Consider the following 12,981-nt stretch of genomic DNA (forward strand, 5'->3'; position numbering starts at 1 on the left):
CGCTGGAAAGCGTAGGTAGGCAGCTCGACCCGGCGCGCACCGGTACCCGTGAAGAACGCCCGCCAGTCCACGCCCACGCCGGTCACGTGCAGACGAGCCAGACCGGTCGCCAAAGCCAGTTCTTCGCCACGATCCTTACGAAGAGCAGGAACAACCTCGGCTACGTCCGGTGCCGACTCCCGGACCAGGGCCGACAGCACACCATCCGGCCCCAGCTCCAAGAACGTCCCCACCCCGGCCCCGGCCAACGCCCGAACGCCATCGGCGAACCGCACGGTCTCCCGCACATGCCGCACCCAGTACTCCGCCGAACACAACTCCCCCGCCGTAGCGAGGGCACCGGTCAGATTCGACACCACCGGAATCACCGGCTCACCGAACTCCAGCCCCTCCGCAACGGCCTGGAAATCATCCAGCATCGAAGACATGAGCGGCGAGTGGAACGCGTGACTCACCGCGAGCCTGCTCGTACGCCGTCCCTCGGCCTCGAACCACCCCGCAACCTCCAGCACCGCATCCTCGGCACCGGAGATCACCACCGAAGAGGGCCCGTTGACTGCCGCGATCGACACCTGATCGGACAGCAACGGCCAGACCTCGTCCTCGGTCGCCTCGACGGCCACCATCGCCCCACCGGGCGGCAACGCCTGCATCAACCGAGCCCGCGCGGACACCAAAGCACACGCGTCCTCAAGCGACAGGACACCCGCCACATGCGCTGCAGCGACCTCGCCGATCGAATGGCCACCCACGAAGTCCGGAGTCACCCCAAAGGACTCCACGAGCCGGAACAGCGCCACCTCGACGGCGAACAGGGCGGGCTGAGCCGACCCGGTGCTATTCAGGGCCTCGACGTCCTCGCCCCCACATCACCCCGCGCACCGAGTCACCAAGGTGCGCAAGTACGGCATCCAGCGCCTTTGCGAACACCGGGAACCGGCCATACAACTCCCGACCCATACCCAACCGCTGCGCACCCTGCCCCGAGAACACCACAGCCAACGAACCATGACCAACCACACCCCGAGCAGCCTCAACCACACCCTCCCCAGAGGCCACCAACACCGCCCGATGCTCAAACACCGACCGCCCGACAGCCAGCGAGAAACCGATGTCCACTGCCCCGGCGCTGCCCGCGAGAGACGTGATCTGATCCACCTGCGCGTCCAGCGCGGCCTCGGTCTTCGCCGACACCACCCACGGCACGATCCCGACCCGAGCTACCTCAGTCTCGCCCTCGGCCTCAGTCCGCTCGGGGCCCCCCCCAGGCTCTGAAGGCTGCTCCAGGATCAGATGCGCATTGGTGCCGCTGATCCCGAACGACGACACACCCGCCCGACGCGCACGACCCACCTCCGGCCACACAGTGTTGTCCGCCACCAGCTCAACATCCCCGGCCGTCCAGTCCACATGCGACGACGGCACCTCAGCATGCAGCGTGCGCGGCAACACCCCATACCGCATCGCCATCACCGTCTTGATCACACCCGCGACACCCGCCGCAGCCTGCGTATGACCAATATTCGACTTCACCGTGCCGAGCAGCAGCGGACGCCCCGAGTCCCGATCCTGCCCATAGGTGGCCAGGAGCGCCTGCGCCTCGATCGGGTCGCCGAGCGTGGTCCCCGTTCCGTGCGCCTCCACAACATCCACATCCACCGCGGACAGACCGCCACTGGCCAGCGCCTGCCGGATCACCCGCTGCTGGGACGGACCATTCGGCGCAGTCAACCCATTCGACGCACCATCCTGATTCACCGCACTACCCCGCACCACGGCGAGTACCGAGTGCCCATTCCTGCGGGCGTCGGACAACCGCTCCAGCACCAGCATGCCGACACCCTCACCCCAGCCCACACCATCAGCCGAGTCCGAGAACGCCTTGCACCGGCCATCAGGAGACAGCCCACCCTGCCGCGAGAACTCCACAAACGTCGTCGGCGTCGACATCACCGTCACACCACCGGCCAACGCCAGCGAACACTCACCCGCACGCAACGCCTGCGCCGCCAGATGCATCGCCACCAACGACGACGAACACGCCGTATCAACCGTCACCGTCGGACCCTCAAGCCCGAGCGTGTACGACACCCGGCCCGACGCCACACTCGGCGCACTCGCGTTACCCCGGAACCCCTCAAACTCCTGACCACCCAGCAACGAGGCGTAGTCGTTGTACATCACCCCGGCGAACACCCCGGTCCGGCTGCCCCGCAACGACACCGGATCCACACCGGCACGCTCAACGGCCTCCCATACCGTCTCCAGCAACAACCGCTGCTGCGCATCAGTCGCCAACGCCTCACGCGGACTCATCCCGAAAAACGCCGCATCGAACGCGCCCGCATCGTGCAGGAACCCACCCGCACGCGCCGACGACGTCCCCAGATGATCCGGATCCGGATGGTAGAGCCTGCCCAGGTCCCAACCCCGGTCAACAGGGAAGTCACCGACGGCATCCACCCCACCGGACACCAGCCGCCACAGATCATCCGGAGACGACACCCCACCCGGATACCGGCAAGCCATCCCCACGATCACCACCGGATCATCCGCCACCGACGGCAACACACCCACCGGCACCGACACACCCGTATCCGACCCCAGCAACTCATCAAACAGATGGTCCGCGAGGGCCTGCGCGGTCGGGTAGTCGAAGACCAGCGTCGCCGGAAGCCGCAACCCCGTCGCCGCACCCAACCCATTACGCAGCTCCACCGCCATCAACGAATCAAAGCCCAAATCACGGAACGACCGTCCAGGATCGATCGCCGCAACACCCTGATGCCCCAGCACCATGGCCACCTGACTGCGCACCAGATCCAGCAGCACCTCCCCCTGCTCGACCTCACCCAGCCCGCTGAGCCGCTGCGCCAGCCCGGTAACGGCGGCACGGCGGAAGGGCGTACGGATCAGACCGCGCAACAGCGGCGACACCTCACCACGAGCCCGCAGCACCGAAAGATCCACCCGCACCGGCAACACCACCGGCTCCCCAGCACCCACCGCAGCATCGAACAGCGCCACACCCTGCTCGACAGACAACGGCGGGAATCCCGAGCGGTGCATCCGCTCCCGATCGGCAGCGCTCAGCTCACCGACCATGCCGTCAGACTGATCCCACGCGCCCCAGGCCAACGACACACCCGGCAACCCCCGATCACGCCGGTACCGCACCAACGCGTCCAAGAACGCATTCCCCGCCGCGTAACTCCCCTGACCCGCACTGCCGAACGTCCCCGCCGCGGAAGAGAACACCACGAACGCAGACAAGTCCAAGTCCCGCGTCAGCTCATGCAGATGCCACGCCGCATCCGCCTTCGGACGCAACACCGCGTCAACGCGCTCCGGAGTCAAGGCACCAATGACGCCGTCGTCCAGCATCCCGGCGCTGTGCACCACCGCGGATACCTCATGTCCGCCCAGCACCTTCGCCAGCGCCTCACGATCAGCCACATCACACGCCACCACCTCGGCGCGGGCACCCAGTCCGGCGAGTTCGGCGACCAGGGCCTCAGCACCCGGCGAAGCCATCCCACGCCGGGACAGCAGGAGCAGGTCCCGTACGCCGTGCTCGGCCGCCAGGTGCCGGGCCACCACCGCACCCAGCCCCCCGGTACCACCCGTGATCAACACCGTGCCGCGCGGCTCCCATGACGCCGCACGCAACTCTGGAACGGGCATCCGCGTCAGCCGGGGGACCAGGACTCGCCCCTGCCGCACCGTCAACTCCGGCTCGGGTTGCGCCAACGCCCGCGACAACACCGCCCCCGACACAGACCCGTCATCAAGGTCCAGCAGTGTGATCCGATCCGGATGCTCCGACTGCGCCGACCGCACCAAACCCCACACCGACGCCACCGCCAGGTCGTCGGCGTTACGCGCGGTGACCGCACCCTGGGTCACCATCACCAACCGGGACCGGGTGAGGCGCTCCTCCACCAGCCAGTCCTGCACCAGCTCCAGGGCGGAAGCAGCACTCGCGTGGACAGTGTCCACCACCTCGTTCCGGGACCGCGCACCGGGCAGCGCAGCCAGCACAACGTCCGGCACCGACCCATCCGCTGCGGACAGAGCCGCCAGATCCGCATACACCCGGACCTCGGTACCCGCGTCCCGAAGCGCGGGGGCCAAGGCCTCTTCCGCGCCAACCACCGCAACCGCAGCGACTCCGGTCTCAACTGACCCGGACGGCAGGGGAGCCCAGTCGATACGGAACAGCGAGTCACTACCCGCCCCGGAAGCTGGGTCGCCCAGCTGTCCTGGGGCTATCGGGCGAGTAGCGAGGGAATCGATGGAAGCGAGGAGCACACCGTCGGTGTCCGCGATCGCGACCGAGACCGCCCCCTGGCCGGTGCGCGACAGCCGCGCCCGCACGATCGTGGCACCGGAGGCGTAGAGCGACACGCCGTCCCAGGAGAAGGGCAGCGCCGTACTCTCCAGGTCCGGATTGTCGTTGCCAGATCCCGCCGACCCCGCCGCCTGGAATACCGCGTCCAGCAGAGCTGGATGGAGGCCGAACTCGCCGGCTTCAACCTCCTCCGGCAGTCCAACTTCGGCAAACACCACATCACCGCGCCGCCACACCGCCCGAAGACCTCGGAACACCGGCCCGTAGTCGAAACCCATCTCCGCAAGCCGCTCGTAGCGGTCGCTGACATCAACCGGTTCGGCGCCGTGCGGCGGCCATACAGCCGCGTCGAAGCCGATGTCCACCCGGTCGATTCCACTCGCGGCCAGCACACCCGACGCGTGCTGGGTCCAGGGCGCGTCCACCGCATGCTCGGGCCGCCCGTGAACGGTGAGAGCGCGTTGCCCGTCATCATCGGCGGCCCCCACCCGCACCTGGATCTGCGTAGCGCCGCGCTCCGGCAGAACCAATGGCGCGGACAGGGTCAGCTCCTCGACGCGGTCACACCCGACCTCGTCACCGGCCCGGATCGCCAACTCCACGAACGCCGTACCCGGCACCAGAACGCGACCCATCACCACGTGATCGGCCAGCCACGGATGCGAGCCCGCCGACAGGCGACCGGAGAACACCACACCATCCGAATCGGCCAACGACACCGCCGCACCCAGCAACGGATGCTCAGCCGAGACCAGACCGGCAGCCCGCACATCGCCCGGAACAGCCACAGCCGCAGGCCAATACCGCTGCCGCTGGAAAGCGTAGGTAGGCAGCTCGACCCGGCGCGCACCGGTACCCGTGAAGAACGCCCGCCAGTCCACGCCCACGCCGGTCACGTGCAGACGAGCCAGACCGGTCGCCAAAGCCAGTTCTTCGCCACGATCCTTACGAAGAGCAGGAACAACCTCGGCTACGTCCGGTGCCGACTCCCGGACCAGGGCCGAGAGCACACCATCCGGGCCCAGCTCCACGAACGTACCCACCCCGGCCCCGGCCAACGCCCGAACACCATCGGCAAACCGCACGGTCTCCCGCACATGCCGCACCCAGTACTCCGCCGAACACAACTCCCCCGCCGCAGCGAGGGCACCGGTCAGATTCGACACCACCGGAATCACCGGCTCACCGAACTCCAGCCCCTCCACAACGGCCCGGAAATCATCCAGCATCGCATGCATCAGCGGCGAGTGGAACGCGTGACTCACCGCGAGCCTGCTCGTACGCCGTCCCTCGGCCTCGAACCGTGCCGCAACCTCCAGCACCGCGCCCTCATCGCCGGAGATCACCACCGACGACGGCCCGTTCACCGCCGCGATCGACACCCGCTCGGACAGCAACGGCCGGACCTCGTCCTCGGTCGCCTCGACGGCCACCATCGCCCCACCGGGCGGCAGCGCCTGCATCAACCGAGCCCGCGCCGACACCAGCCGACACGCGTCCTCCAACGACAGCACACCCGCCACATGCGCGGCCGCGACCTCGCCGATCGAATGCCCACCCACGAAGTCCGGCCGCACCCCAAAGGACTCCACCAGCCCGGAACAACGCCACCTCAACCGCGAACAGGGCAGGCTGGGCCGAGCCGGTACGGTTCAGGGCCTCGACGTCCTCGCCCCACATCACCCCGCGCACCGAGTCACCAAGGTGCGCAAGTACGGCATCCAGCGCCTTTGCGAACACCGGGAACCGGCCATACAACTCCCGACCCATACCCAACCGCTGCGCACCCTGCCCCGAGAACACCACAGCCAACGAACCATGACCAACCACACCCCGAGCAGCCTCAACCACACCCTCCCCAGAGGCCACCAACACCGCCCGATGCTCAAACACCGACCGCCCGACAGCCAGCGAGAAACCGATGTCCACTGCCCCGGCGCTGCCTGCGAAAGACGCGATCTGATCCACCTGCGCGTCCAGCGCGGCCTCGGTCTTCGCCGACACCACCCACGGCACCACACCCGGCACCACCACCGGCTCCGACTCCCCGACCGGCAGCTCGACCACAGGCGCAGCCTCAAGAATCACATGCGCATTCGTGCCGCTGATCCCGAACGACGACACACCCGCCCGACGCGCACGACCCACCTCCGGCCACACAGTATTGTCCGCCACCAGCTCGACAGCACCAACCGTCCAGTCCACATGCGACGACGGCACCTCAGCATGCAGCGTGCGCGGCAGCACCCCATACCGCATCGCCATCACCGTCTTGATCACACCCGCGACACCCGCCGCAGCCTGCGTATGACCAATATTCGACTTCACCGACCCCAACAACAACGGACGGTCCCGGTCCTGCCCATACGTGGCCAGCAACGCCTGCGCCTCGATCGGGTCACCGAGCGTCGTCCCCGTTCCGTGCGCCTCCACCGCATCGACATCCACCGGGGACAGCCCGCCACTGGCCAGCGCCTGCCGGATCACCCGCTGCTGGGACGGACCATTCGGCGCAGTCAACCCATTCGACGCACCATCCTGATTCACCGCACTACCCCGCAGCACCGCCAGCACGGAGTGCCCGTTGCGCTGGGCGTCGGACAGCCGCTCCAGCACCAGCATGCCGACACCCTCACCCCAGCCCACACCATCAGCCGAGTCCGAGAACGCCTTGCACCGCCCGTCAGGAGACAGCCCACCCTGCCGCGAGAACTCCACAAACGTCGTCGGCGTCGACATCACCGTCACACCACCGGCCAACGCCAACGAACACTCACCCGCACGCAACGCCTGCGCCGCCAGATGCAACGCCACCAACGACGACGAACACGCCGTATCAACCGTCACCGTCGGACCCTCAAACCCAAGCGTGTACGACACCCGACCCGACGCCACACTCGGCGCACTACCACTCCCCCGCAACCCATCGAACTCCCGCCCCGACAACAACGTCCCGTAATCGCCATACATCACCCCGGCGAACACACCAGTCCGGCTCCCCCGCAACGACACCGGATCCACACCGGCACGCTCAACGGCCTCCCACACCGTCTCCAACAACAACCGCTGCTGCGCATCAGTCGCCAACGCCTCACGCGGACTCATCCCGAAAAACGCCGCATCGAACGCACCCGCATCGTGCAAGAACCCACCCGCACGCGCCGACAGCTCCAGATCCCACCCCCGATCCACAGGAACCTCACCAACCGCATCCACCCCACCGGACACCAGCCGCCACAGATCATCCGGAGACGACACCCCACCCGGATACCGGCAGGCCATCCCCACGATCACCACCGGATCATCCGCCACCGACGGCAACACACCCACCGGCGCCGACACACCCGTATCCGACCCCAACAACTCATCAAACAGATGCTCCACGAGTGCCTGCGCGGTCGGATAGTCGAACACCAGCGTCGCCGGAAGCCGCAACCCCGTCGCCGCACCCAACCCATTACGCAGCTCCACCGCCATCAACGAATCAAAGCCCAAATCACGGAACGACCGTCCAGGATCGATCGCCGCAACACCCTGATGCCCCAGCACCATGGCCACCTGACTGCGCACCAGATCCAGCAGCACCTCCCCCTGCTCGACCTCACCCAGCCCGCTGAGCCGCTGCGCCAGCCCGGTAACGGCGGCGCGGCGGAAGGGCGTACGGATCAGTCCGCGCAACAGCGGCGACACCTCACCACGAGCCCGCAGCGCCGACAGATCCAGCCGCACCGGCAACACCACCGGCTCCCCAGCACCCACCGCAGCATCGAACAGCGCCACACCCTGCTCGACAGACAACGGCGGGAACCCCGAGCGGTGCATCCGCTCCCGATCGGCAGCGCTCAGCTCACCGACCATGCCGTCAGACTGATCCCACGGCCCCCACGCCAACGACACACCCGGCAACCCAAGACCACGCCGATACTCCACCAACGCATCCAGGAACGCATTCCCCGCCGCGTAACTCCCCTGCCCCGCACTGCCGAACGTCCCCGCCGCGGAAGAGAACACCACGAACGCAGACAGGTCCAAGTCCCGCGTCAGCTCATGCAGATGCCACGCCGCATCCACCTTCGGACGCAACACCGCATCAACACGCCCCGGAGTCAACGCACCCATCAAACCGTCATCGAGCACACCGGCCGCATGCACCACAGCCGAAACCTCCCGCCCGGCCAGCACCCCCGCCAGAGCATCCCGATCAGCCACATCACACGCCACCACCTCAACCCGCGCGCCCGACTCCACCAACTCCGCGACCAGATCCTCAGCACCCGGCGACGCCATCCCACGCCGGGACACCAGCAGCAGATCCCGCACACCACGCTCGGCCACCAAATGCCGCGCCACCACCGCACCCAAACCACCCGTACCACCCGTGACCAACACGCTGCCCGGCCCATCCCACACCCGCGCCACAGCGTCGGGCACACCCACACGCGCCAACCGCGGCACCGCCAACCGCCCCTCCCGAACCGCCAACTCCGGCTCGGACTGCGCCAACGCCCGCGACAACACCGCCCCCGACACAGCACCGTCACCGAGATCCAGCAGCGTGATCCGGTCCGGATGCTCCGACTGCGCCGACCGCAGCAAACCCCGCACCGACGCCACCGCCAGATCACCGACAGCACCACGCGTCACCACGACCAGACGAGACCCCGCGAACCGCTCCCCCTCCAGCCACCTCTGGACAAGGCCCAGGGTCTGCGCCACCGTGGCGTGGGCGGAATCCACCACCCCGTCACCGGGCCGCTCCGTAGCGACCTCGGCCAACACCACATCCGGCATCGGGGCCTCAGCCACAGCCAACGCGGCCAGATCCGCGCACCCCACTACCGAGATCCCCGCATCCCGCAGCCCGCCACTCAGACCGCCGTCCGGGCCGACCACCGCAACCACCGACGGCCCGGCGTCCGTCCCCTCAGCCACCGGAGCCCACTCCACCCGGAACAACGAATCCCGGCCGACCGTCCGGCCACCACCGACCGCCAGCTCATCAGCAGCAAGAGGACGCGTGACCAACGACGCGACGGACGCCACAGGACGACCCACCACATCCGCGACCGCGATGGACACCGCCCCCCGCTCGCCACACGACAGCCGCGCCCGCACCGTCGTCGCCCCGGAGGCGAACAACGACACACCCTCCCAAGCAAACGGCACACCACCATCCGCTTCTCCATCGGTCAACACCGCGGCGTGCAGCACAGCGTCCAGCAGCGCGGGATGCACCCCGAACCCACTGACCGTGGCGCCCTCGTCCAAAGCCACCTCGACGAAGAGCTCCGCGCCCAGCCGCCACACCGCCCGCAAACCCTGGAACACCGGGCCGTACTCGAAGCCGGACTCGGCCCGGTTCTCATAAAAGCCGTCCAGCTCGACCGGCTCGGCGCCCACCGGCGGCCACACCGCGGCATCGAACCCAACGCCGGGCAGCTCGTCCGCCGCAGCAAGGACGCCCACCGCATGCTGGGCCCACGGCAGCTCGTCCGAGCCATCCTCCCGTGAGAAGACCTTCACCGACCGGCGACCGGTGTCGTCAGGGGCACCGACGAACACCTGGATCTGCACCCCGCCCCGCTCCGGCAACACCAAAGGTGCGGCAAGCGTCAGCTCCTCGACGCGGCCACACCCGACCTCGTCACCGGCCCGGATCGCCAACTCCACGAACGCCGTACCCGGCACCAGAACGCGACCCATCACCACGTGATCAGCCAGCCACGGATGCGAGGCCAACGACAGGCGACCGGCGAACACCACACCGTCCGAGTCGGCCAACGACACCGCCGCACCCAGCAACGGATGCTCAGCCGAGACCAGGCCGGCAGCCCGCACATCGCCCGGAACAGCCACAGCCGCAGGCCAGAACCGCTGCCGCTGAAACGCGTACGTAGGCAGCGCGACTCGCTGGGCGCCCGTGCCCGCGAAGAACGCCCGCCAGTCCACGCCCACACCGGTCACGTGGAGCCGCACCAGCGCCGCGACTGCAGCCGCCTCCTCCGGACGGTCCTTACGCAGCACCGGCACCACCACGGCCTCCTCGGGCACCGACTCCCGTGCCAGCGCCGACAGCACGCCGTCCGGGCCCAGCTCCACGAAGGTCCGTACGCCCTCGGCGCACAGCGCCCGGACGCCATCGGCGAACCGTACGGTCTCCCGCACATGCCGCACCCAGTACTCCGGCGAACACAGTTCGCCGGCCGCGGCCACCGCACCCGTGAGATTCGATACCACGGGAACAGTCGGGTCGTGGAACTCCAGACCGGCCACCACAGCACGGAAGTCCTCCACCATCGGCTCCATCAGCGCCGAATGGAACGCGTGCGAGACCCGCAGCCGGTTCGACTTCCGCCCCTGCTCCGCCAGCCTTGCGGCCGTCTCGGCGACGGCGTCTTCGGCCCCGGCGAGCACCACCGACGACGGCCCGTTCACCGCCGCGACCGATACCCGGTCGGCCAGCAGTGGCACGACCTCATCCTCGGTGGCCTGCACCGCCACCATCGCCCCGCCGGAGGGCAGCTCCTGCATCAGCCGAGCCCGCGCCGCCACCAATCGGCACGCGTCCTCGAGCGACAGCACGCCCGCGACGTGGGCGGCCGCCACCTCGCCGATCGAGTGCCCGCCCACGTAGTCCGGTGTCACGCCCCACGACTCGACGAGCCGGAACAGCGCCACCTCGACCGCGAACAGCGCGGGCTGCGCAGCCCCGGTCCGGTCGAGCGCCTCGGCGTCGTCGCCCCACATCGTCTCTCGTACGGGGCGATCGAGGTGGGTGTCCAGTTCCGCGAGTGCCGCGTCCAGAGTCTCGGCGAACACCGGGAAGCGGGCGTACAGCTCCCGTCCCATCCCGATACGCTGCGCCCCCTGGCCACTGAACAGGAACGCCGACTTGCCGGCGCCCCGCTCCGCTCCCCACTCGGCGCCGCGGACGAGCCCGGGCGTCGACTGGTCCGTGGCCAGAGCGGTCAGCCCGGCGATGATCTCGTCGCGGTCGGATGCGACGAATGCCGCTCGGTGCGCGAAAGCCGACCGGGATGTGGCCAGGGAGAAGGCGGTGTCGAGGACGCCGTGTCCGGCGTCGGCCCAGGTTGCGACATCGCCATCCGTGGCGGCGTCGGCGCCCAAGGAGGCCAGCAGCCGTGCGGCCTGTGCCCGCAGGGCGTCGCGCGTACGTCCGGACAGCACCACTGGCACCGCGTTCGGAAGGACGGTCGGCGCCACCGCCCGTGCCGCCTCCGATTCCGACTGCGAGTCCGGTGCCTGTTCGATGATCACGTGCGCGTTGGTGCCGCTGATCCCGAATGACGAGACGGCCGCCCGACGCGGTTCTCCCGTCCCCGGCCATGCGATGTTCTCGGTGGCCAGGCGCACCGCGCCCTGGGACCAGTCCACGTGGGAGGACGGAGTGTCCACGTGCAGGGTGCGCGGTACGGTGCCGTGCCGCATCGCCATGACCATCTTGATCACACCGGCGACACCTGCGGCCGCCTGGGTGTGGCTGAGGTTCGACTTGATGGAGCCCAGCAGCAGCGGACGGTTCTCGTCACGGTTTCGGCCGTACGTCGCCAGCAGTGCCTGCGCCTCGACCGGATCGCCCAGGGTCGTGGCCGTACCGTGTGCCTCGACGGCGTCGATCTGGTGGGCCGACAAGCGGGCGTTGATCAATGCCTGCTGGATCACCCGCTGCTGGGACGGGCCGTTGGGTGCGGTCAGGCCGTTGGAAGCGCCATCCTGGTTGACCGCGCTGCCGCGAACCAACGCCAGGACGGGGTGTCCGTTGCGCTCGGCGTCGGACAGTCGTTCCAGCACCAGTACGCCGATGCCCTCGGCCCAACCGGTGCCGTCGGCGGATTCGGCGAACGACCGGCACAGCCCGTCGGGGGACAGTCCACCCTGGCGGCTGAATTCGACGAAGGTCGACGGGCTGGACATGACGGTCACACCACCGGCCAGGGCCAGCGAGCACTCTCCCGCCCGCAGTGCCTGGTCGGCCAGGTGCAAGGCGACGAGGGACGACGAACAGGCGGTGTCCACGGTCAGCGCCGGGCCGGTCAGGCCGAAGGTGTAGGCGATCCGGCCGGACAACACGCTGCCCGTGTTTCCGGTGAGCTGGAAGCCGTGTGCGCCTTCGTCCGCGCCGAGGTGGTAGTCCTGGGTCATGGCGCCCATGAACACGCCGGTCTCGCTGCCCCGGAGGGCTGTCGGGTCCACGCCGGCCTGCTCGATGGCCTCCCAGGCCGACTCCAGCAGCACGCGCTGCTGCGGGTCCATGGCGACCGCCTCGCGGGGCGAGATGCCGAAGAAGTCCGCGTCGAAATCGGTCGCATCGTAGAGGAAGCCGCCGGATGTGGTGGACGAGGAGGCGAGCGCTTCGGTGTCCCAGCCACGGTCGGTGGGAAAGGCCCCGATGCCGTGTTTGCCGTCGGCGACCAAGCGCCACAGGTCCTCCGGATTCGACACCCCGCCCGGGTAACGACAGGACATGCCGATGATCGCGATCGGCTCCTGGGCCGACGCCTCCAACTCGTGCACCCGCTGCCGGGTCTGCCGCAGGTCGGCGGTGGCCCGCTTGAGGTAGTCCCTGAGCCTCTGTTCGTTGTCCATCTCAACTCATCTCGACAGCGGCT

The 12,981-nt window shown here is 68.7% G+C and carries 2 protein-coding genes and 3 pseudogenes; all 5 read right to left on the reverse strand.

Annotated elements, in window-relative coordinates:
* Positions 1–800 (reverse strand): acyltransferase domain-containing protein (locus SSOG_RS58265; RefSeq protein ID WP_425385404.1); only part of this gene is annotated, 800 nt, incomplete at its 3' end.
* A 37-nt stretch (positions 801–837) separates the two neighbouring features.
* Entirely contained in the window at positions 838–5,928 is a 5,091-nt protein-coding gene (locus tag SSOG_RS58270; RefSeq protein ID WP_425385405.1) for an SDR family NAD(P)-dependent oxidoreductase, read from the reverse strand.
* A gap of 79 nt (positions 5,929–6,007) precedes the next feature.
* Positions 6,008–7,633 (reverse strand): annotated as a pseudogene (locus tag SSOG_RS58275) (type I polyketide synthase); the annotation flags it as partial.
* 150 nt (positions 7,634–7,783) lie between these two features.
* Positions 7,784–12,838, reverse strand: a pseudogene (locus SSOG_RS58280) (type I polyketide synthase); the annotation flags it as partial.
* A gap of 69 nt (positions 12,839–12,907) precedes the next feature.
* Positions 12,908–12,958, reverse strand: a pseudogene (locus SSOG_RS58285) (polyketide synthase docking domain-containing protein); the annotation flags it as partial.
* Between the last annotated feature and the right edge of the window lie 23 nt (positions 12,959–12,981).

Source organism: Streptomyces himastatinicus ATCC 53653 (assembly GCF_000158915.1).
Classification (GTDB): domain Bacteria; phylum Actinomycetota; class Actinomycetes; order Streptomycetales; family Streptomycetaceae; genus Streptomyces; species Streptomyces himastatinicus.